Below are 21,327 nucleotides of genomic sequence, written 5' to 3'. Positions count from 1 at the left end.
TATTTTAAAGCTTATATGGATAAGATTTTGATTTTTAGAAGTGGTGACCCATACGAGACTCGAACTCGTGTTACCGCCGTGAAAGGGCGATGTCCTAACCGCTAGACGAATGGGCCACATGTCGGTTATGAAGTTGGGATTATATTTCTTTTATACTTAATTTTAGATTAATAAGGAAAAAATTTTGAAAAATTTTTTATTTACTTTGTCGTCTGTTTTTATTTTTACAGGTTGCGTAGCTACTAAAACGCCGCAAAATTCACAAGCTTTTCAAGTTACTTTATTTTCTCCAATGATCAAGATAAATGACGTTGGATTTTTCCATAAATATAAAAATGAGCTAAATTTGCAAATTTATAGCTCTGGCGTAAACACCGCAAACATAAGCATAAGAGATAAAATTTGCATAAATAATGCTTGCTTTAACAAGACTGAGTTTAATGAGAAATTTTTTCTAGCCCCGCATTATGAGAGCCTTTTTGAAGAAATTTTGCAAAAAGAAAAGATTTATGAAGGCAAAGGCTTGATAAATACGGAGTGTGGCTTTAGACAAGATCTAAGTTCATATTTTATAAAATACGAGGTTTGCGACAACTACGTCAAATTTATAGATAGCAAAAACAAAATAAGAGTGATAATAAAAGAGTTAAAATGAGATACATCGGAGCTCACGTAAGTGCTGCTGGAGGCGTGTTCAACGCTCCGTTAAATGCTGCAAAAATAGGAGCAAATGCCTTTGCGCTTTTTACAAAAAATCAACGCCAGTGGAATGCAAAAGAGCTAAGTGCTAGTGAAATAGAGCAGTTTAAAGAAAATCTAAAAATTTCTGGCATAAGCACAAAGCATGTTTTGCCACACAGTAGCTACTTGATAAATTTAGGCCATCCAGATGAGGAGGCAAGAGCAAAGTCGCTTGAGGCCTTTGTGGATGAGATAGATCGCGCTAGTAAGCTTGGGCTAGAGCTTTTAAATTTTCATCCAGGCTCGCACCTAAAACAAATAAGCGAAAAAGAGTGTTTAGATAATATCGCAAGCTGCATGAACACAGCACTTAAGCGCACAAGCGGTGTAAAGCTAGTCATCGAAAATACAGCTGCACAAGGCTCAAATTTAGGCTTTAGTTTTAAGCAGATTGCTTATTTGATAGAGCGAGTAGACGATGAGAACAGGGTTGGTGTCTGCTTTGATACCTGTCACGCATTTGCTGCTGGATATGATCTAAGAAGTAAAGAGGCCTACGCTAAGACGATGGGAGAATTTGATGCGATCATCGGCTATAAATTTTTATCTGGCATGCATTTAAATGATGCAAAATTTGGGCTTGGCTCGAAAAAAGATAGACACGAGAGTCTTGGCAAGGGCGAGCTTGGATTTAGTGCTTTTAAAAATATAATAAATGATGATAAAATAGGCGAAATTCCTTTAATATTAGAGACGATTGACGAGAGTATTTGGGAAGACGAAATAAAAATTTTAAGAAATTTCGAAAAGGAAAAACTATGAAAAAAGTGCTATTAAGCATTATTATGGCATCTACTTTGCTAAATGCTGGAGGTTATAAAGTTCCTGAGCAAAGTGCTGATTCTTTAGGTCTTGCTGCTAGTAACGTGGCCTTTAGTTTTGGAGCTGATGCGGCATATTTTAACCCAGCAAATATGATGTTTTTAGATGGACGCCATCACATAGAAAGTACCCTCGGCTGGTTTCATATAAATAAGCTCGAGTTTAAAAGTGATAGTGGCAAAAGCTACAAGTCAGAAAAATTTGACTCGCTAGCTGGTACATTTAGTTTTGTAACGCCAGAAATTTATGAAAACTGGAAATTTGGTTTAGCTCTTGCCGTTCCTGCTGCTGTTGGTGTATCGTGGGAGGATCCAGCTACCGCATTTACCGCTAAAAGGTTTAAGCTGCAAGTTGTTGAGCTAAATCCAACCGTAGCTTACCGCATAAATGATAAGCTTGCCGTTGCTCTTGGCGCTAGAGGTGTTTATAGTAAAGGTAAGATAGCAAGTGACTTTGGACGAATAGGCTACAGAGAGATAAAAGGCGATGGTATGGGCTATGGCTATAATGTTGCACTTACTTATAGACCTATTGAGGATTTAAGCTTTGCCGTTACTTACCGCTCAAATGTGAATTTAGAACTTAAAGGCCATACAGATGCTGATTTTAACGGAGCACTATCTCCTATAAGCTATCATGGTAAAACAAAAGTCGAGATCCCACTTCCTGCACAGCTTGTACTTGCAACTGGATATAAATTTAGCAACTTTACCCTTTTGCTAGCTTTTGAGAGGACGTATTGGTCTAAATTTAAAGGCTATGACTTTGAATACATGGATAAAGGCCCAGCTCACTCGCATCCAGCTTTTGCAAGATTCATGGACGACCCAGTTGTCAAAAATGCAAAAGATACAAATACATATAGACTAGGTCTTGCCTACGACGTAAATGAAAAATTTAGACTAATGGCTGGCTTTGCTTATGATGAAGATATTACAAGCAGCAAGCATACTGGATTAGAGCTTCCAAATACCACATCTAAGGTGTATTCTTTTGGTGTAAATTATAAATTTACACCAAATCTTGAAATGGCACTTGGATATGTTTATCAACACCGTGATAAGAAGCGTGCGACAGGTATTACCAACAGTATTGCTACAAAAATGTCAGGGGAATTTGATACTGGTACGATCCAAATCCTTGGTACGACTTTTAAATATACATTTTAGTTAGGGTCAATAATGCGATACTCTTATAATAATTTTTATGAAATTTTAACCAAAGTAGCAAAGGAAAATCCAAATCAAGTAGTTCTTTTTGAAGAAAAAGAGAAACTAAAATATCGCGAATTAAAGCAAAATGTCGATAAAGTAGCGGCTTATTTGCAACTTGCTGGAGTAAAATTTGGTGATAAAGTAGCTATGGCGGTTACAAACTCGAAAGAATTTATTATTTCATACCTTGCGATAACCGCAATAGGCGGCATTGCAGTGCCTATGAATACTTTTTTAAAAGCAAACGAGTTTGAATATATCATAAATGATTGCGGCGCAAAGGTGCTTTTTGCGTCTAGCTCGCTTGCAAAAGAGTTAATCGCATTAAATGAGCTTGAAATTTTAAGAAAGATAATCTGGATCGGAGCAATACCAAAGAAACTTCAAAGTGCTTCAAAGGATGAATATATAGACACTGACGAAGAGTATGGCGAGAGCGCGTATCTCACTTCAACGCCTCAAATTTCAAAAGAGGATATGAGCAAGGGCTATGAAAATAATGGCCTTGTTAAAAACATAAATTTTACAGAAACTCTAAATCACAAATACGCTCTTAGTATCACAAAGTATCCGGTAATAGATGATTTAATGCATATAATTTATACTTCAGGCACTACTGGCAAGCCAAAAGGCGCGATGATAAGCTATAAAAATATCTTTTCAAATTTAATTGGAGCTCATGATCGTTTTATTGTTAAAACGAGCGATAGGTTTATTGTATTTTTGCCGATGTTTCATAGTTTTACGCTAACTGCAATGGTGTTGCTTCCGATATTTGCGAGCGCTTCGATGGTTCTTGTAAAGTCGGTATTTCCATTTTCAAATGTACTAAAACAAACTTTGCTAAAGCGTGTAACTGTATTTTTGGGAATCCCAGCCATCTATACAGCTATTGGTAAGGCAAAAATTCCTTGGTATTTTAGATGGTTTAACCGCATTAGATTATTTGTAAGTGGTGCGGCTCCGCTTGCAAAGCAGACGATAGATGACTTTAGAGTGAAATTTCCGCGCGCGACACTTGTCGAGGGATATGGTCTTAGCGAATGCTCGCCAGTCGTAGCTGCAAATTTATATGATAAACAAAAGCTTTTAAGTGTAGGGCCTGTACTTGATGGCTATGAGGTAAAGATCGTAAATGATGAGATGATGGAGCTTCCAGTTGGCCAGATCGGTGAGATCATCATAAAGGGCGACTGCGTCATGCAAGGCTACTATGGTATGCCAAGCATCACCGATGAGACCATCATAAACGGCTGGTTAAAGACCGGAGATCTTGGCAAAGTCGATGAAGAGGGCTTTATCTATATCGTTGATCGCAAAAAAGACCTTATCATATCAAAGGGCATTAACATCTATCCGCGCGAGATCGAAGAGGTTATTTACAAACTTGAAGCAGTCGAGGCAACAGCGGTAATCGGCGTAAAAGACGTACATGCCGATGAAGAGGTAGTGGCTTTCATACAGGTAAAAGAGGGCATGGATCTTGATGAAAAGACAGTAAGAGAGCATTTGAAGAAAAATTTAGCGAATTTCAAGATACCAAAGAGTATCTATTTTGCCGAAGAGTTGCCTAGAAATGCCACTGGCAAGGTGTTAAAACGTGTATTAAAAGAGCAAATAGAGCAGATGAAGGATAAATTTTAGTGAAATACTTGCTTGATTTTTTAAACCAGGACCTCAAAAAAAGCAAAATTTACGAGCTGATAAAGTGCGGCGATGAAGAGGGAGAAATTTTAAAATATCTAAGTAAAGCTTATGTGCAAGGAACGGCTAATATGAGCGTTTTTGAGCTACTTGGAGCAGTCTTTGGCACGCAAAATGATAAGCAGCTTTTGTATCTAAAATTTATAAAAAATTTGCTTGATAGCGGTTGGATTGTACAAAATTATAGTCTTTTTAAAATACCTGAGAGTACGCAAAGGGCTTCAGCTCAAGGGCTTCTTTCGTTGCTTCATTCTGAAATTTCTCTATCAGCCACATTTTTAAAAATTCTTGAAGATGGCAACGCTGATATAAATTTGCCAGAGCTTACGCCATATGAGGATCATTTGGAGTATTTAAAAGATCAGTTTTTAAAGGTGGAGCTTTACTCAAAGGCTGCTATTTTTGGCGATGACTCAAGTGATGCCAAAAAGCGAATAAATGAGCAAATTTCTGAGCTTACAAAGCGAATCAACGAGCGAGTAAAACTAAGCAAGATCAGCCTAAAAATAGAGCAAATTTTTAAAGAAAATTCGCTCGATGAAAAAGAGCAGATTATATTTTTAGCCCTTTTAAAAGAGGAGTACGCAGGCGACTTTGAAAATGGACGAGATCTAAACACGCTAGTTGGGCTAATAAGCAAAGATGAGTTTGAACGCATCAAAAATCGTACTCTTTTAGAGGATGGCTCAAGGCTCATAGAGGGCGCACTCATTGACTACGACGAGGTTTTAAACGCTTATGGCAACGTTAGCAAGAGCTTTTTTATAAATGAAGAAATTTTGCAAAGCATAATGCATCCAAAAAATGATAAAAATAGCAAGAAAATCAAGATCGAAAGCCTGGTAAAAGAGCAAGAAATTTTTGAGCTAATAGAGCCAGTAACCAGCCTAGAAGACGTCGTGCTAAACGAAAAGACAAAACAGCTTTTAAGCACGATACTAAAGCAAGTCGATAAAAAAGTGCTCGCCAGACTTAGCAGCTGGGGTATAAAAACTAGAAAAAATATAGACGCCAAGATCATCTTTTACGGCGAGCCTGGCACTGGTAAAACCATGAGCGCTGTTGGGCTTGCAAAGAGTCTAAAGAAGCAAATTCTAAGCTTTGACTGCTCAAAAATTTTAAGCAAATATGTCGGCGAGAGCGAGCAAAATGTAAGGAAAATTTTTGATACTTACAAAGAAATTTGCAAAAAAAGTGGTAGTGAGCCAGTACTCTTGCTAAACGAGGCCGATCAGTTTTTAAGCACGAGAGTGGAGAGCTCGAGTGGGGCTGAAAAAATGCATAATCAAATGCAAAATATCTTTTTAGAGCAGATCGAGCGCTTTGAAGGCGTGCTGATCGCTACGACAAATTTCTTACAAAGCCTTGATGTTGCGTTTTCTAGAAGGTTTGACTACAAGATCGAGTTTAAAAAGCCTGATTTTAACGGCAGACTTGCTATTTGGCGTAAAATTTTGCCTGAGAACGCGAGCTTTGAAGATGGCTTTAGTGTTGAAAGGCTGGCTGAGTTTAACCTAAGTGGCGCACAGATCGTCCTTGCACTAAAAAATACTGCTTTGAAAGTGGCGATAAAAGATGATGGGATTTTTACCTTTGAGGACTTCAAAACCACGATAGAGCGCGAGCTAAACTCAAGTTTTGGTGAAGATAAGAAGATGGGATTTGGCTCTTAAGCCTTCTCTCTTGATTTTATTGTTTGTATAAATTTAAACAAATATAAAAATAGCAAGAGTCACTGACATTGGTGAGGAATCTTCTTTTGTCTAATTAGAATTTACATGTTTGTAACCGCCAAAGTCATGGAAAGTGTGAGTTAAACTTAAGCTTTGATGAGAAAAAATAGGTTTTAGCTCTTAATCTCTTCTAAATTTTACTATCTCATATAGCATATGCTTTTGTTGCGAGGCGAAGTTTAAAGGGCCAGAGATTACGATCTAAATGTAAAATTTTGCTTTCATAGTTAAATTTACGCAATGATTGCTACCAAAATTTACAGCAAAACAGATATCAGCGCATAATCACTTAGTATAAATTTAACTTGCTCACTTGTCTCAAATTCACTACTGCAGAGTTTGCAAATAAGTAATTTTTGTCAAAAAATCCCAAATTTTAGAATTTGCACACTTTGTGATCGCTGTTTGGGATGCGTATTGTGCTTAGAAATAGTTTTTAATACTTTGTCGTTTTGTATAACACAAAAACCGTTCTCACTAAGTTTAAAATAAAAAGCCTCATAATTTTCAATTTCTCTTTCATGATATTTGTAGCAGCGCTTTTTGAAATCAAAAAAGAGATGAGAAAATAGAAATTTATAGGTCTTTGAGTGCGATTTTTACATCCGAAGTAAAGAAGTAATGCGTGATCACTTTAACAATTAGTATAAAAAATTGATTATATTTTTAGTAGCCAAATTTTGTAAAAAGGCTTATAAATTTTAGAAATTTACTGATTGATCTTATCAAGCAGTTCTTCGACCTCTTCGAGTGCAAAGGTCTCTTCTGAACTTTGTTTTAAGAAGTTCTCCATAAATTCTTTTTTTGAGATCGCAAGATCAAGCTCCTTATCGCTACCCTTTTGATAAGCACCGATACGAAGCAAGACCTCGTTTTCTTTTAAAAGCGAGTAGAGGCGCTTAAATTTCATCGCATTTAGCTTATGCTCTTTACTGATCACATCGCCCATGACACGCGAGGCCGAGTTTTGGATATTGATGGGTGGGTAAATTCCAAAGTCTGTTAGCTCCCGGCTTAGCACGATGTGTCCGTCTAGGATAGAGCGGCTTTGGTCAGCTATCGGATCGCTCATATCATCGCCTTCAACTAGCACGGTGAAAAATGCCGTGATACTGCCCTTGCCCTCCTCTTTACCAGCACGCTCCATTAGCTGAGGCAAGAGTGTGAGCGAACTTGGCGGATAGCCTTTTGAGGTCGGTGGCTCGCCAAGTGCAAGGCCGATCTCACGCTGCGCCATCGCAAAACGTGTGACGCTATCCATGATGAAGAGCACGTCATTGCCTTGTTGTTTGAAGTATTCAGCCACGCTCATCGCACAAAATGCGCCATACTTTCGCATGAGCGAGCTGTCATCACTGGTCGCTACGATGATGACCGTGCCCTCCAGGTCGCCGCCCAGGTTTTTTTCGATAAATTCGGGCACCTCACGGCCACGCTCGCCTATTAGCGCGACTACTTTTATGGGAGCTAGTGTGTTTTTTACGATCATACCCATAAGAGTTGATTTGCCCACACCTGAACCTGCAAAAATTCCCAGCTTTTGCCCCTTGCCGCAAGTAAGCAGTCCATCTATCGTCTTTATACCAACGCTAAATGGCTCGTTTATAAGCCCCCTTTTCATCGCATCTATCGGCGCTCTCATGATCGGCATATATTCAGTCGTTTCGATCACTCCTTTGCCATCAATCGGCTTCATAAATGGATCGACCACGCGCCCAAGTAAATTTGGCCCCACCGGTATGCTCATTCCTTGATCGCTCTCATAGACGAAGTCGCCTATCCTAAAGCCCTCAACAAAGCCAAATGGACTGATATAAGCACCATCTGTCTTTATCTGTGTGACCATTCCAAGGCCATTTTTGCTCTTGTCTTTTGCAACTATTCGCACGATGTCACCGATACTCGGACGAAGTCCAGTGATCTCGATAGTCGTAGCTGTGATTTTAGTTATGATGCCAAAGGTGTTTGAGAGTTTCACACCCTCTTTAAGCTTTAAATTTATATGCTCTAAGCTCAAAAATGCGTTTCCCTAGGAGAATTTATAAGCGAGAAAAATTCTCGTCTTGTGTCTGCGTTTTTGATAAAGCAGCCTCTAAGCGCTGAGGTCGTGGTGGTTGAGTTTATTTTTTGCACACCTCTCATCTCAACGCACATATGTCTAGCCTCGACGACGACTCCAACGCCTTTTGGAGCGATCACGTCCTCAAGTGCTTTTGCTATCTGCTCAGTCATCTGCTCTTGAATTTGTAGGCGTCTTGCGTAGATATTTACCATGCGAGGAATTTTACTAAGGCCAACGACCTTGCCATTTGGGATGTATGCCACATGCACGCGGCCGATAATAGGCAACAAATGGTGCTCACAAAGGCTATAAAACTCAATATTTCGCATGAGAACCATTTCGTTATTTGAGCTAGTAAAAAGTGCGTCACCAAGAACCTCTTTTGGATCTTCATCATATCCGCTAGTTAGAAATTTAAATGCTTTAAAGACACGCTCAGGCGTCTTTATAAGGCCTTCTCTATTTGGATCTTCGCCTATTATCGTTAGCATGTTTTTAACCGAATTTTCAAAACTCTCTTGCATAAATTTTCTCCATAATTTTATTGCTAGATTCTACGTTAAAACGCCTTTTATATCTATAAAAATTTACAAATTTACAATGAAATAAGGAAAATTCTGCTATATTTTGGGCTAAAAATTTGTATTCATAAAGGAATTAGATGGAAATCAAAACAAAAGCTCTAGATAGCGTAAATACCTTAGCAAGCACGACTATAAGTGCGGATGCTATAAAATCTAGCGTAGAAAAACTAGCAAAAAAAGCAGCAAAAACTATGAAAGTAGATGGCTTTAGACAAGGCCATGTGCCAGTTGCTATTGTGCTAAAACGCTACGAGAAAGAGCTAACAAATGATGCTGAGCAAGATGTCTTAAGAGATGTTGTTGATGAGGCTATAAAACAAGCAGGCAAGAAAAATGATGATCTTATCGGCGAGCCTATTGTTTCAAAATTTGACAGAAAAGATGGTAAGATCGATGTTGAGCTAACAGTTTCATTTAAGCCAAGTGTCGATGTGAGCGGCTATGAGAGCTTGATACCTGAGTTTTCAAACCCACGTGTTTTGAAAAAAGATATCGATGAGAAAAAAACTGAACTTTTAAAAATGATAGCTCCACTTGAAAAAGTAGAGAGCAAAAGAGGCCTAAAAGTTGGCGATTTTGCTAAATTTGACTTTGAGGGCTTTGTTGATGGCGTTGCATTTGATGGTGGCAAGGCTGAAAACTATGTGCTTGAGATCGGCTCAAATCAATTCATCCCAGGCTTTGAAGATGGCATGGTAGGCATAAAAGCTGGTGGCGAAAAAGATATCGAGGTTAAATTCCCAGAAAACTATGGCGCTGCACATTTAGCTGGCAAAGACGCTATCTTTAAAATAAAACTTCATGAAATTCAAGAGAGAAAAATTCCTGAAAAACTAGATGAAGAGATGTTAAAAACTCTACTTCCAAATGAAGAAAAACCAACTGAAGAGTTACTTGATGAGCGCATAAAAGAGCAAATCCGCCAAGAGAAAATTTATAAACTTATAAATGATGAGCTTAAGCCAAAATTTGCTGAAGCTGCGGTTGAGAAATTTAAATTTGACGTGCCAAAAAATATTGTCGAGCAAGAGATTGATATGCAGTTTAGAAACGCATGGAGCTCATTTACTCCAGATGATATGAAAAAATTTAGAGAGGACAAAGATGCTCTTTCTAAAAAACGTGACGAGTTTAGAAAAGACGCTGAAAATAGCGTTCGCCTAACTTTCATAATCGATGAGCTAGCTCGCGTAAGAGGTGTGAAAGTAAGCGATCAAGAGGTTGTTCAAGCGATCTATTTTGAGGCGTATAGAAGCGGACAAGATCCAAAAGCACACCTTGAGATGTACCGCAACCAAGGCATGCTTCCAGCTATAAAGATGTCAATGATCGAAGAGAAGCTATTTAGTGAGCTCTTTAACAAAGAAAAAGACGAGAAAAAAGCAAGTAGAAAAGAGAAGGCCGAGTAATGAGCTATTACGTTCCTGTCGTAGTTGAAAGAACTAGTAGAGGTGAGCGAAGCTATGATATATACTCCCGTCTTTTAAAAGACAGGATCGTTATGCTAAGTGGTGAGATAGAGGACGGCATGGCCGCTTCTATTGTCGCCCAGCTTCTATTTTTAGAGGCTGAAGATCCAGATAAAGATATCTATCTATATATAAACTCACCAGGTGGCGTTATAACAAGTGGCTTTAGCATCTATGATACGATGAATTACATAAAGCCAGATGTTTGCACGATCTGTATCGGCCAAGCCGCTAGCATGGGTGCATTTTTATTAAGCTGTGGTGCACCAGGTAAAAGATATGCACTACCAAATTCTCGCATCATGATACACCAACCACTTGGCGGTGCTAGAGGACAAGCGACTGATATCGAGATACAAGCTCGTGAAATTTTGCGTATGAAAGAGATTTTAAATGGAATTTTGGCTAAAAATACAGGTCAAAAACTAAGTAAGATCGTAAAAGATACTGAACGTGACTTCTTTATGAGTTCGGTCGAAGCCAAAGAGTACGGACTTGTTGATAAAATTTTGGAGAAAAGTTTTAAATAAGGCCCAAAGTGATAAAGATAGATAATGCACCAGACCCTAAGAAAAAAGCGGTTGAGGTAAAACATATTCTAGAAAAAGAAAAGGTAGATATCTACAAATTTTCAGAAAATGTTTTGCATGAATTAAGCGACGATAATGTTCCATCTACGCCAAATAATTACTCCATTTATTTTGAGAAAATGCTTGATGGGCAGCCTGATGAATTTAGAAAAGAGATCGGTGATATGATAGTCATAAATTCCGAGATCTCAGTACCATCAGGCAGTAATATCTCTATTGAAAAAGAGATAAAGCAAGGATTTATCCAGATAAAAAGCATGCTTCAAGCCGTGGTACTAATCTATAAAAATTTAGGCATCATGAGAGGCCTAGTGCAAAAACGCATGGATGCACTTAAAAATAACACAAATATCCTAGCTCTTCAAAATGTTTTAAGCGCATTTAACCATGACCTAATAAAATTAAACAGTCTTATGGATAAGCATCTTGATGTCATTAAAGTAAGCTATGACGAAGTAGCTAAGATGCTTAAATCTATTGAAGAGCAGTCGATTTATGATACGACATATGACGTTTATAATAAAAAATTTCTAGTAGCCACAGTGCAAAGTGAAGTAGAAGCCGTTAAAAGATATGGCTATAACGCATCGTTCTTACTAGTAAGAGCAAAAGATAGATTTACAAATCGTGTTAAAAATTTAAAAGAGCGAAACAATATGTATAAAGCTATATCACAGCTTCTTTTAAGAACTTCTAGAAGAAGCGATATAGTGGCTCATTACGGTGATGGCTGTTTTGCTATGGTTATGAAATATACTGATGAAAATGGCACAAGACAAGCCGGTAGCAGAATTTTAAATATGCTTTCATCTATACCTTGGAAGATAGATGGTGAAGAGTGTAAGCTTGATATCCAAGTGGTTTCAAGCATGATAACAAAAACAAGAAGTGCTGAAGAATTAATCTCTTACTCGTTAGATCAACTAATACTAACACAAGATGATGAGCAGCCTATATTTTTGGGTGAATAAGTAGGAGTTTGGGCTTGATCTTAGAGGTTTTATCTTATCCAAATAAAAAGCTTTATGAAGTCTCAAAAGATGTTAAAAATTTTGATGAGGAACTTCACAAACTACTTGATGATATGTATGATACGATGATTGCAAAAGAGGGCATCGGCCTTGCAGCTATTCAAATAGGTGTCGCAAAAAGAATTTTTATTATAAATCTAGCCAATGACGAGGGCGTGCAGGATAAAGAAAATTTAATCGAGATCATAAATCCAAAGTTTGAACTACGTGAAGGAGAATGCATCTATCAAGAGGGTTGCCTTAGTGTGCCTGGATATTATGAAGATGTAAAAAGAAATGAAGTTGTGGCCATCAAATATCAAGACCGCTTTGGCAAAGAGCAAAGCTTAAAGGCCGATGGACTTTTAGCTATCGCTATCCAGCATGAAAATGATCATTTAGATGGACATCTTTTTATAGAAAAAATCGGCTTTAATAAACGCAAAAAATTTGATAAGGAATACAAAAAGCAAAAAAAAGAAAAAGCTTCATGAAGTCTTTAAGATGTGCTACTTACGGCGATGGGCTAAAGATAATTGACGTTGAGTCTATCTTTTCTCGCGGGCTTCCTGGTTTTAGCATCGTTGGGCTTGCAAGCACAAGTATAAAAGAGAGCACAGAACGCGTAAAAGCAGCACTTCTGGCACTTGATTTTTCTTTTCCAGCACAAAAGATTACCATAAATTTATCCCCTTCAGATCTGCCAAAGAGTGGCTCACATTTTGACCTAGCTATCGCTCTTCTTATAGGTCTTCAAAAGGCAAAAAGCTTAGAGAAAATTTTTGTCTTTGGCGAGCTTGGGCTTGATGGAAGCGTAAAAAGCACAGCAAATTTATTCTCGATCCTTCTTTTTTTAAGTACGCAGGTAAAAAACGTAAAAGTCTTAGTGCCAAAAGAGATAGCACAAAAAGCTTCTATGATCCCAAATTTAGAGATTTATGCGGTTAGTACTCTAGAGGAAGCGATTAGGTTTTTTAACGACGCAGAATTTGCGAAAAACATACGTTTTACTGCTACGCATGAACTATTTTCAAACGTGATAGAAATTTCTGGCAAAAGATATGTTCCAAATTTAAACTTCGAGCTTGATTTTGAGGATGTTTTGGGTCAGGATCGCGCAAAAAGAGCCTGCGTTATTGCAGCCGTTGGTATGCACAATATTTTATTTGAAGGCAGCCCAGGTAGCGGCAAAAGCATGTGTGCAAAACGACTAGTGTATATAATGGCGCCACAAAGCCTAGAAGAGGTGCTAAAGTCTGCCGCTTACCGCTCTTTAAATCTTCAAGATAGCGAATTTACAAGTATTAGAGCTTTTCGCTCGCCACATCACACCTCGACTAAAAGTTCAATATTTGGTGGCGGTTCAAATGTTGCAAAGATCGGTGAGATCGCGCTTGCAAATGGTGGAGTGCTATTTTTTGACGAATTTCCACACTTTTCTAAACAAGTGATAGAGAGCCTAAGAGAGCCACTAGAGGACAATCAAATCCATATCGCAAGAGTGAATTCAAAAGTGACTTATGAGACTAAATTTATCTTCGTAGCAGCTCAAAATCCATGTCCTTGTGGAAATTTATTCTCTCGCAATCTAAATTGCAAATGCAGTGAAAATGAGATAAAAAACTATAAATCAAGAATTTCAGCTCCAGTGCTTGACCGCATTGATTTAAAAGTTGCTATGGACGAGAGCTCGCCAGGTGACAAGGCGAGTTTAAGCTCGCAGCAGATGAGTGAGATGGTTTTAAAAGCCTTTATCTTTCAAAAAAAGCGCGATCAAGATGAGCTAAACGGCAAGCTAAACGACGCACAAGTAGAAAAATTTTGTCTACTGGATAATGAAGCAAGAGAAATTTTACAAAAGGCAGCCTCGAAGTACAATCTTTCCCAAAGGGGCATAAAAAGGACACTTAGGGTGGCTAGAAGCATCGCTGATCTTGATGAGAGCGAGCAAATTTTAAAGCCCCACATCTTAGAGGCGCTCAGTTTTAGGGCATAAAGATGAAAAATTTATATCTGGATACAAGAATTTTAGACGAGAGGGTGAGTGAGAAATTTAACCTCAGTGAAGAAATTTTAATGGAAAACGCCGCCGCTGGCATAGCAAATTTTATACGTAAGAAATTTAAAAAAGGTATGAGAATACTAGGCATTTGTGGAAGTGGCAATAACTGTGCTGACGTGCTTTGTGCGTTAAGAATGCTTGAGGGTGAGTTTGAATGCGAATTTATCTTAGCTAGTCAGAATTTAAAGCCACTAGCCATTAAGCAGCTTAAGCGAGCTAAATCTGCTGGCGTGTGTGAGAGTAAAGATGTAGAAAATAGCTTAAATGGTGCAAAATGCGTCATAGACGGACTTTTTGGCTCTGGTTTAAATAGAAATTTAGATGAAAATCACATAGAGCTTGTCTCAAAGATAAACAAAAGCTCTGCCTACACTATCGCTTGTGACGTGCCAAGCGGACTAAGTAGTGATGGCAAGGTACTAGGTGCTTGCGTAAAAGCGGACATCACGATCACAATGGGAGCTAGAAAGCTTGGGCTTTATAGCGACGCTGCAAAAGACTTTGTTGGCAAGGTAAAGGTCGCTAATCTTGGTATAAGCGCTCAAAACTATGAGTACGAAAGTGACTACCACTTGCTTGAAAAGTGCGACCTTGTGCTTCCAAATAGAAAAAAGCAGTGCGTAAATAAGGGCGACTTTGGCCACGCATTTATTGTATCTGGCGAGCACATAGGAGCTAGCAAACTTTGCGCAAAGGCGGCATTTGCCTTTGGGGCTGGGCTAGTTAGTGTGATAGGCGAGCAGGGCTTAAATTTACCAACACATATCATGCAAGCAAGTAAGATAAGCGATAAAATGAACGCTGGAGCCGTTGGCATGGGGCTTGGCAAAAAGGGCATAGAAGAGCTCGAGGTGCAAATTTTAAAGAGCAAAAATCTTGTTCTTGACGCTGATATTTTTTACAGTGCAAAAGTGCTTGATCTACTAAATGAAAACTGTATTTTGACGCCCCACCCAAAGGAATTTTGCTCACTTTTAAAGCTTTGTAATATAGCAGATATTGACGTAAAAACATTGCAAGAAAATAGATTTGCTTACGCTAAGGCTTGGAGTGAGAAATTTAAGGCAGTACTTGTGCTAAAAGGCGCAAATACAATAATCGCCAAGGAAGGACAAATTTACATCATGCCCTACGGCAAGAATACACTTGCAAAAGGTGGGAGTGGAGATGTTTTAAGTGGTCTTGTGCTATCTTTGTTAGCTCAAGGATACGAGCCGCTTGACGCAGCTATTTCGGCTACATTGGCTCACGCACTAAGCCTTAAAAATTTCAAAAAAAATAGCTATGCGCTTAGCCCAACAGACATTATTAAAGGAGTAAAATGCTTACGAAAAAAATAGCCGTACTTTTTAGTGGTAGTGGCTCAAATTTAGAAGCTATACTTAAAAAAGTTCATAATCAAATTTTTAATGGCATAAAAATCGAAGTTTGCCTTTGTATCTGTAACAAGCCAGGTGCATACGGTATAGAGCGTGCTAAAAAATTTGGGCTTGATACGACGATAATAGAGAGTGCCAAATTTGCAAATAGAGAAGAATTTGATGCTGCAGTCGTGGAGCAAATTTTAAAAAGTGGCGCTGAGCTAACGGTACTTGCTGGCTTCATGAGGATACTAACTCCTGTTTTTACATCACAGATAAAAGCCATAAATTTACACCCTTCTATATTGCCACTTTTTAAAGGTGCTCATGCGATAAAGGAGAGCTTTGAGAGCGATATGATGCTTGGCGGTGTGAGTGTGCACTACGTGAACGAGGAGCTTGATGGAGGTAAACTCATTGCACAAAGAGCGTTTGAGAGAGAAGATGGTATGAGCTTGGAAGATTGGGAGAGTAAAATTCATACCATAGAGCATGAAATTTTACCTCAAAGCATAATAAAAATTTTAACAAAGGAAACAAATGTTTGAATGGATGACTTCGCCAGAAGCATGGATATCACTACTTACGTTAACTGGCTTAGAGATAGTTTTGGGCATAGATAACATTATATTTATTGCTATTTTGGTGGGTAAACTACCGCCAGAACAGCGTGGTAAAGGTAGGATTGTTGGCTTAGGACTAGCCATGGTGACTAGAATTTTACTTTTACTTTCATTATTTTGGATCATGAAGCTTACAAAGCCGCTCTTTACTATCGCAGAATTTAGCATAAGTGGCAGGGATTTGGTGCTTATACTCGGTGGTCTATTTTTACTTGTAAAATCAACCCTTGAGATACACTCTAGTGTTTCTGGTGATGGCGAAGAGCATCAAAACAGTACAAAATCACATGCAAATTTCTTGGTTATTGTAAGTGAGATAGCTGTTTTAGATATTGTTTTTTCTCTTGATAGTGTTATCACGGCTGTTGGAATGGCTGAGCATATAGAGATAATGATCATAGCTGTTATCTTAGCAGTTGGTGTAATGATGGTAGCGTCAAAAGGTATTTCTAATTTTGTGGATAATAATCCTACTATAAAAATTTTAGCACTTGCATTTTTGGTACTTGTGGGTATGACCCTAGTTGCTGAAGGATTAGGACTTCATATTCCAAAGGGATATATCTATTTTGCGATGGCGTTTTCATTGGCAGTAGAAAGTATAAACATCTACGCTAAAAAGAAAAAAGATAATAAAAATTAATAAAATGCAGATAAGAAATATCGATCATATTGTTCTTGTAGTGAGCGATATAGAAAAAGCGATTAAATTTTATTGTGAAATTTTAGGGATGGAACTTTGTAAAGATAATGGCCGCATCTCTTTCAAATTTGGCTCACAAAAGATAAATTTACATAGATTTGAGGGTGAGTTTTTGCCAGCGGCAAAGCACCCAACAAAGGGCAGCGCTGATATATGCTTGATAGTTGAAGATGATATAGAAGACGTGCGCTTGGAGCTACTTAAAAAGGGTGTAAAATTTGAGCTTGGTATTGTAGAGCGAAATGGGGCACTTGGGGCCATGAAAAGCTTGTATTTATACGACTTTGATGGAAATTTGATAGAACTTAGCTCATATAGAATATAAAATTTTTAGTTTAAGTATTTTTTAATTGACATTAAAAAAAAATCTAGTTAAAATACGACTTTTCAATGAGGTAGTGGCATAAACTTACAAACACGACTCAGGCGGGGTGTAGCGCAGTCTGGTTAGCGCATCTGGTTTGGGACCAGAGGGCCGAAGGTTCGAATCCTTTCACCCCGACCATGTTAGATGGTGAGTGTAGCTCAGTCGGTTAGAGCATCAGATTGTGGTCCTGAGGGTCGTGGGTTCGATTCCCATCACTCACCCCATTTTGGGCGCTCGTAGCTCAATTGGATAGAGCGACAGACTTCGGATCTGTAGGTTATGGGTTCGACTCCTATCGGGCGCGCCACTTTGTTTTTATGCGCTCATAGCTCAGCTGGATAGAGCAACGGCCTTCTAAGCCGTAGGCCTCAGGTTCGAATCCTGATGGGCGTACCACTTTATTATTGTTGTGCGGATGTGGTGAAATTGGCAGACACGCCAGACTTAGGATCTGGTGCCCCACGGCGTGAAGGTTCAAGTCCTTTCATCCGCACCATTCTTTCTATTGTCTAGTAATCTTTAAAATATTTTTATTTTTAATCTTATAATTTTTGTAAAATGAGTATAAATTTTATTAATTTTTAAAATTTGAAGTTTTATATATAATTAATGTAATTTTCAACACCCCTTCCTTGACATGTAATAATGTTTTTTGTATAATCTCAATTCTTTTTTAAACAAATGTCTTGCTAGCTCAGTCGGTAGAGCATCTCACTTTTAATGAGGGGGCCGTTGGTTCGAATCCAACGCAGGACACCATTTTTGGGTTTATGACCCTTTCGTCTAGTGGCTCAGGACTCTACTTTCTCTGTGTAGAAACAGAGGTTCAAATCCTCTAAGGGTCGCCAGATTTTTAAATTTTAGGTCGCTTAGCTCAGTTGGTAGAGCGCCACCCTTACAAGGTGGATGTCATAAGTTCGAGTCTTATAGCGACCACCATTTCTTTTAGGTGCAGCGGTAGTTCAGTTGGTTAGAATGCCGCCCTGTCACGGCGGAGGTCGCGGGTTCGAGCCCCGTCCGCTGCGCCATATTCAAACCTTAGGTTAAGGTTTTTGTCTCATAAAACATCCATTGTTGAGTGTCAAATTAAATTTTAAGATTATAAGTTTTATGATTATATTTTTAAATTGTTTCGCAAGTTTAGTTTGCCTCGTTAGCTCAGTTGGTAGAGCATATCACTCTTAATGATGGGGTCGTAGGTTCGAGACCTACACGGGGCACCATTTTTTGGCCCATTCGTCTAGCGGTTAGGACACCAGCCTCTCACGTTGGTAACACGAGTTCGAGTCTCGTATGGGTCACCATTTTTTCTAATCCTTTTTTCTTTTTAATTTGCTACACAGAAATTTTTATAGAAAATTTCTTAAAATGTATACTTATTTGCTTAGCAAATTGCTACTAAAAACGTAAAAACCATTTTTTATAATGTTGTTTAATTAGTGTGTAGTAAGTGATAAATTTTAGAAGCTAATTTACAATAAGCTAAAAATTTCTATAAAGACAATAAAACACATCATATAAATATAATTACAAGCGTTACAAGTTGTTTTTTGCTTTGATCTATTGGGTAAAACTCATTAAGTATTTTTAATTTTTAAGCTTATAAATCGTAAAATAGCCTACATTTAGTATTGTTGATTTAATAAAATGGCTAATTCTCTTTATTTATGAGAAAGATACTTAAAATTTTAACATACCAGCCATGGCTCGTACGTTAAAATACATTAAAGCTTACGATAAATATAGCTCTTTTTATAATATAAAGAGCATTTGATAGCAATGCAAAAAAATTAAATACGTAATTAAAGAAAACTCAATTTAAATAGTAAAAATAAAGGCTATTAAAATTTCAAACCCAAATATAAAACTAGCAAGCAAGCTATTTCTTTGCTTTTAGCTTTTGCCTATCATGTCAAGCTTAGCTTTACAAGCATCTTTATACGGGCTTACAAAATTTGAGTCAGAGCACTCGTTTAAATAAGGCCTAGCCAACTTAAACTGCTTTTGTCTTATATAAATTTCACTTATCAAATTTAAAGCATGTAATCGGTCTTCTGGCTCAAGCTTCATATTTAGTATAAATTTCACCTCGTCAAGTGCCTCACCTAGGTTATCTGTCTTTAGTGAAGCTTCTGAGTAGTTAAAATTTATCTTTGGCGAAAATGTATTTATCTTGGCTTTTGTTTGTAGCTCAAGAGCTTTTTTAGCATACGTTGTAGCGATGGCGTAGTCATTACTTTTCATCGCATAGTCGCTTATGGCTGTATATGCTTCGATAATCTTAAAGTCTTGGCCTCTTAGCTGCTCGATAGCACTAACGGTTGAGATCGCCTCTGTAAAGCGTTTTAATGCAAGCAATGAGTAAAACCTGTCAAAAAGAGATGGTGTTGGATCTGAATATTCGACTGATGAGCCAAGTGAAAGTGCGTCATTCGCAGCAATAATCGCATGCTCGTAGTCTTTATTTTTATATAAAATTTTGCTCAAATTTACCAGCCACTCAACCCTATCTTCTAAATTTTCATCTTTTGCATGAGCTTTTGCGAGCTCAAGTGCATCGTTATAGCGGGCCGTTCTGTAATAGCAGTTAAAGAGCTTAAATTGTGGTAATGAGATTTTGTTTATATCGTAGTTCTCAAGTAAATTTATAACAGCCGTGCAATCATCTTTTATAAAATACTCTTTTGTAAGCTCTAGCGCAGCCTCATTTATCAGCTCCATTGCCTTACTTAAATTTCCATCTTTTGCCATGGTTTTGTAAGATAGTGCATCTGAGAATTTACGCTCTTTAATATCCAGCTCAAGCTCGCTTATTAGAGCCTTTTGGCTAATATTTGTCCCAGCATATTTTTCAATTAGCTCTTTATATCTAGCATGAAGTGCAGTAGCATTTTTATCCTTTTCTTCAAAAAATAATCCATCTTTTGCTTTAGTCACCTCATCGATATAATCACCATATTTAAACTCTGTCTCATATCTATTTAAGTATTCATATGCTTTTTTCTCATCTTTTGTTTTGGCTAGATTTAGTGCTAAATTTTTTAAAGCAACTTCATAAAAATCTTTCGTCCTATCGCTATTATTTATCAAAATTTCATAAATTTTAGCAGCCACATCAGGCATATCTTTACTTGCAAATGTAGTTGCAAGATTCATCGACTTTGTTGGGTTATTCATAAAAAATTTTTCATTCGCATTTGCGATTTTTAGTATAAATTTCTTTGCTTCATCAAATTTTTCTTTATCAATATTTGCATCAGCTAGGCTTAGTGCTGCTCTACTTGCAAGGTCGATGTCGTTTGTGGAGTAAAGCACTTTTTCATAGTCTTTTAGCGCCTCCTTTTGTCTGCCTATCTTGTAGAGATAATCAGCATAATCAAGCGCTGCAAGTTTTGTAAATTTTGAGTTTGCATGCTCTTCGTTTAAGATATCAAGCATATATTTTGCATCACTTGCGATACTATCTTTTAGGTAGGCTCTAGCGATTAGATAGAGCACCTCTGGGTAGTTTTCATCAGATGGAAATTTTCTAATCCAAGCCCTACCTTCACTTACGATATCTTTTGGCTCGATCTCTTCAAACTCATTTTTTGTCTCAAAAATTTTATCAAGAGCCCTTAGGCGAAATAGTAAAAATTCACTTGAAAAAAGGCTATTTGGGTGCCTTTTTATCGCTGTTTGAGTATCTTTTACTACATTTTCATAAGCGCCCTTTTCATAAGCTCTTTTTATGCTTATGTAGATATCAATGTCATTACTATCAAGCCCAGCAATAGGGGCTTTGTTAAGATCAAGTGCTCCGATACTAGGATTTAGCATATCTTTAAAATCAGGTTTAAAATTTAGCCCGGACTTTCTTTTGCTATTTTCACTGAGTGAAGTATCTATGATTATGCTAAAGTGTTTTGAAATGGTTATTTTTGGGCTATCTTGTACGTTTTGACTGCTATAAAGCTCAGTTTTTATATTTAGTAGTTTTGACGGAGCTTTTGGCATTATGACGATAAAAAGCTTGCCATCTTGCTTTTTATATTTTATATCCATTAATGGCAGTGTCGTATCTTCAATTTTTGGCAAAATTTCATCATCAAGCATGCAGACATAGCGTTTGGTGTCGTAAGCTAAAATTTGCTCCACGCATTCAAATTCTTGCTCATCGCTTAGCTGAAGGACGCTATAAGGTTTATCGCCATTTGCGCCGCTATTTAGGCTAAGATTAAAAGCGGTTAGATAAAGCGGAAAAAATAAAATAATTAAGAGCTTTTTCATGCCGCAATTATAG

17 protein-coding genes and 12 tRNA genes are annotated in these 21,327 nt (G+C 37.7%); 25 read left to right on the top strand and 4 right to left on the bottom strand.

Going from position 1 to position 21,327, the window contains the following annotated elements:
- Nucleotides 1–41 precede the first annotated feature (41 nt).
- Nucleotides 42–116 (bottom strand) — tRNA-Glu (locus CVS92_RS05090).
- Nucleotides 117–184: 68 nt separating this feature from the next.
- Here CVS92_RS05090 and CVS92_RS05085 point away from each other — a divergent pair.
- From CVS92_RS05085 to CVS92_RS05065, 5 genes are read left to right on the top strand one after another with little or no spacing between them, the layout of a single operon-like run.
- The gene (locus tag CVS92_RS05085; protein WP_107788725.1) at nt 185–655 is read left to right on the top strand and encodes a hypothetical protein; all 471 of its coding nucleotides are present in this window, start codon (nt 185–187) and stop codon (nt 653–655) included.
- On the top strand, nt 652–1,503 hold the full coding sequence (gene nfo, locus CVS92_RS05080; protein ID WP_107788724.1) for a deoxyribonuclease IV: 852 nt from the start codon (nt 652–654) through the stop codon (nt 1,501–1,503). Before CVS92_RS05085 ends, nfo begins: the two co-directional genes overlap by 4 nt.
- Complete coding sequence (locus CVS92_RS05075) at nt 1,500–2,732, top strand: OmpP1/FadL family transporter (protein ID WP_107788723.1); 1,233 nt, start codon at nt 1,500–1,502, stop codon at nt 2,730–2,732. The genes nfo and CVS92_RS05075 overlap by 4 nt, the downstream gene beginning before the upstream one ends.
- Nucleotides 2,733–2,744: 12 nt before the next feature.
- Nucleotides 2,745–4,421: a fatty acid--CoA ligase gene (locus tag CVS92_RS05070; RefSeq protein ID WP_107788722.1), complete on the top strand. Its 1,677-nt coding sequence runs from the start codon at nt 2,745–2,747 to the stop codon at nt 4,419–4,421.
- A complete protein-coding gene (locus CVS92_RS05065) occupies nt 4,421–6,154 on the top strand; it encodes an ATP-binding protein (protein ID WP_107775758.1) in 1,734 nt (577 codons plus the stop codon). The genes CVS92_RS05070 and CVS92_RS05065 overlap by 1 nt, the downstream gene beginning before the upstream one ends.
- A gap of 769 nt (nt 6,155–6,923) precedes the next feature.
- Here CVS92_RS05065 and fliI read toward each other — a convergent pair.
- A complete protein-coding gene (gene fliI, locus CVS92_RS05060) occupies nt 6,924–8,216 on the bottom strand; it encodes a flagellar protein export ATPase FliI (RefSeq protein WP_374048487.1) in 1,293 nt (430 codons plus the stop codon).
- Nucleotides 8,217–8,227: 11 nt separating this feature from the next.
- Nucleotides 8,228–8,800 carry a GTP cyclohydrolase I FolE gene (folE, locus tag CVS92_RS05055; RefSeq protein WP_021090409.1) on the bottom strand — a complete coding sequence of 191 codons (573 nt, stop codon included), beginning with the start codon at nt 8,798–8,800 and terminating at the stop codon, nt 8,228–8,230.
- Between the two features lie 137 nt (nt 8,801–8,937).
- Between folE and tig the strand changes: the two genes are divergently transcribed.
- The 20 genes from tig to CVS92_RS04955 all read left to right on the top strand — a co-directional run bounded on the left by tig (nt 8,938) and on the right by CVS92_RS04955 (nt 18,349).
- A complete protein-coding gene (tig, locus tag CVS92_RS05050; RefSeq protein WP_107788720.1) occupies nt 8,938–10,269 on the top strand; it encodes a trigger factor in 1,332 nt (443 codons plus the stop codon).
- The gene (gene clpP, locus CVS92_RS05045) at nt 10,269–10,859 is read left to right on the top strand and encodes an ATP-dependent Clp endopeptidase proteolytic subunit ClpP (RefSeq protein ID WP_103628894.1); all 591 of its coding nucleotides are present in this window, start codon (nt 10,269–10,271) and stop codon (nt 10,857–10,859) included. The genes tig and clpP overlap by 1 nt, the downstream gene beginning before the upstream one ends.
- A gap of 8 nt (nt 10,860–10,867) precedes the next feature.
- Entirely contained in the window at nt 10,868–11,890 is a 1,023-nt protein-coding gene (locus CVS92_RS05040; RefSeq protein WP_107788719.1) for a GGDEF domain-containing protein, read from the top strand.
- 14 nt (nt 11,891–11,904) lie between these two features.
- Nucleotides 11,905–12,423: a peptide deformylase gene (gene def, locus CVS92_RS05035; RefSeq protein WP_103559953.1), complete on the top strand. Its 519-nt coding sequence runs from the start codon at nt 11,905–11,907 to the stop codon at nt 12,421–12,423.
- Nucleotides 12,420–13,925, top strand: a complete 1,506-nt coding sequence (locus CVS92_RS05030; protein ID WP_107788718.1) for a YifB family Mg chelatase-like AAA ATPase — start codon at nt 12,420–12,422, stop codon at nt 13,923–13,925. Before def ends, CVS92_RS05030 begins: the two co-directional genes overlap by 4 nt.
- A gap of 2 nt (nt 13,926–13,927) precedes the next feature.
- Nucleotides 13,928–15,331 carry an NAD(P)H-hydrate dehydratase gene (locus CVS92_RS05025; protein WP_107788717.1) on the top strand — a complete coding sequence of 468 codons (1,404 nt, stop codon included), beginning with the start codon at nt 13,928–13,930 and terminating at the stop codon, nt 15,329–15,331.
- On the top strand, nt 15,313–15,900 hold the full coding sequence (purN, locus tag CVS92_RS05020) for a phosphoribosylglycinamide formyltransferase (RefSeq protein ID WP_107788716.1): 588 nt from the start codon (nt 15,313–15,315) through the stop codon (nt 15,898–15,900). Before CVS92_RS05025 ends, purN begins: the two co-directional genes overlap by 19 nt.
- Nucleotides 15,893–16,618, top strand: coding sequence for a TerC family protein (locus CVS92_RS05015; protein WP_107788715.1), 726 nt, complete (start codon nt 15,893–15,895; stop codon nt 16,616–16,618). The genes purN and CVS92_RS05015 overlap by 8 nt, the downstream gene beginning before the upstream one ends.
- Before the next feature lie 4 nt (nt 16,619–16,622).
- Nucleotides 16,623–17,003 (top strand): VOC family protein, encoded by a 381-nt coding sequence (locus tag CVS92_RS05010; RefSeq protein WP_107788714.1) that lies wholly within the window; start codon nt 16,623–16,625, stop codon nt 17,001–17,003.
- A 102-nt stretch (nt 17,004–17,105) separates the two neighbouring features.
- A tRNA-Pro gene (locus CVS92_RS05005) sits at nt 17,106–17,183 on the top strand.
- A gap of 9 nt (nt 17,184–17,192) precedes the next feature.
- Nucleotides 17,193–17,269 (top strand) — tRNA-His (locus CVS92_RS05000).
- A gap of 6 nt (nt 17,270–17,275) precedes the next feature.
- Nucleotides 17,276–17,352 (top strand) — tRNA-Arg (locus tag CVS92_RS04995).
- 12 nt (nt 17,353–17,364) lie between these two features.
- Nucleotides 17,365–17,441 (top strand) — tRNA-Arg (locus CVS92_RS04990).
- Between the two features lie 15 nt (nt 17,442–17,456).
- Nucleotides 17,457–17,541 (top strand) — tRNA-Leu (locus CVS92_RS04985).
- A 187-nt stretch (nt 17,542–17,728) separates the two neighbouring features.
- A tRNA-Lys gene (locus tag CVS92_RS04980) sits at nt 17,729–17,804 on the top strand.
- A gap of 13 nt (nt 17,805–17,817) precedes the next feature.
- Nucleotides 17,818–17,893 (top strand) — tRNA-Glu (locus tag CVS92_RS04975).
- Nucleotides 17,894–17,908: 15 nt separating this feature from the next.
- Nucleotides 17,909–17,984 (top strand) — tRNA-Val (locus CVS92_RS04970).
- A 12-nt stretch (nt 17,985–17,996) separates the two neighbouring features.
- Nucleotides 17,997–18,073: transfer RNA gene (locus CVS92_RS04965), tRNA-Asp, on the top strand.
- Between the two features lie 119 nt (nt 18,074–18,192).
- A tRNA-Lys gene (locus tag CVS92_RS04960) sits at nt 18,193–18,268 on the top strand.
- A gap of 6 nt (nt 18,269–18,274) precedes the next feature.
- Nucleotides 18,275–18,349, top strand: a tRNA-Glu gene (locus tag CVS92_RS04955).
- A gap of 589 nt (nt 18,350–18,938) precedes the next feature.
- Here the strand turns inward: CVS92_RS04955 and CVS92_RS04950 are convergent.
- Nucleotides 18,939–21,314, bottom strand: a complete 2,376-nt coding sequence (locus CVS92_RS04950) for a tetratricopeptide repeat protein (protein WP_107788726.1) — start codon at nt 21,312–21,314, stop codon at nt 18,939–18,941.
- Nucleotides 21,315–21,327 lie beyond the last annotated feature (13 nt).

The organism is Campylobacter concisus (assembly GCF_003048555.1).
Classification (GTDB): Bacteria; Campylobacterota; Campylobacteria; order Campylobacterales; family Campylobacteraceae; genus Campylobacter_A; species Campylobacter_A concisus_AO.
This window is presented reverse-complemented; position numbering and strand designations above follow the sequence as displayed.

Bases quoted from the DNA above. Each gene is read 5' to 3' on its own strand.
- nfo (WP_107788724.1), top strand. From the start codon at position 652: ATGAGATACATCGGAGCTCACGTAAGTGCTGCTGGAGGCGTGTTCAAC.
- CVS92_RS05075 (WP_107788723.1), top strand. From the start codon at position 1,500: ATGAAAAAAGTGCTATTAAGCATTATTATGGCATCTACTTTGCTAAAT.
- CVS92_RS05070 (WP_107788722.1), top strand. From the start codon at position 2,745: ATGCGATACTCTTATAATAATTTTTATGAAATTTTAACCAAAGTAGCA.
- folE (WP_021090409.1), bottom strand. From the start codon at position 8,800: ATGCAAGAGAGTTTTGAAAATTCGGTTAAAAACATGCTAACGATAATA.
- tig (WP_107788720.1), top strand. From the start codon at position 8,938: ATGGAAATCAAAACAAAAGCTCTAGATAGCGTAAATACCTTAGCAAGC.
- clpP (WP_103628894.1), top strand. From the start codon at position 10,269: ATGAGCTATTACGTTCCTGTCGTAGTTGAAAGAACTAGTAGAGGTGAG.
- CVS92_RS05030 (WP_107788718.1), top strand. From the start codon at position 12,420: ATGAAGTCTTTAAGATGTGCTACTTACGGCGATGGGCTAAAGATAATT.
- CVS92_RS05025 (WP_107788717.1), top strand. From the start codon at position 13,928: ATGAAAAATTTATATCTGGATACAAGAATTTTAGACGAGAGGGTGAGT.
- purN (WP_107788716.1), top strand. From the start codon at position 15,313: ATGCTTACGAAAAAAATAGCCGTACTTTTTAGTGGTAGTGGCTCAAAT.
- CVS92_RS05015 (WP_107788715.1), top strand. From the start codon at position 15,893: ATGTTTGAATGGATGACTTCGCCAGAAGCATGGATATCACTACTTACG.
- CVS92_RS05010 (WP_107788714.1), top strand. From the start codon at position 16,623: ATGCAGATAAGAAATATCGATCATATTGTTCTTGTAGTGAGCGATATA.
- CVS92_RS04950 (WP_107788726.1), bottom strand. From the start codon at position 21,314: ATGAAAAAGCTCTTAATTATTTTATTTTTTCCGCTTTATCTAACCGCT.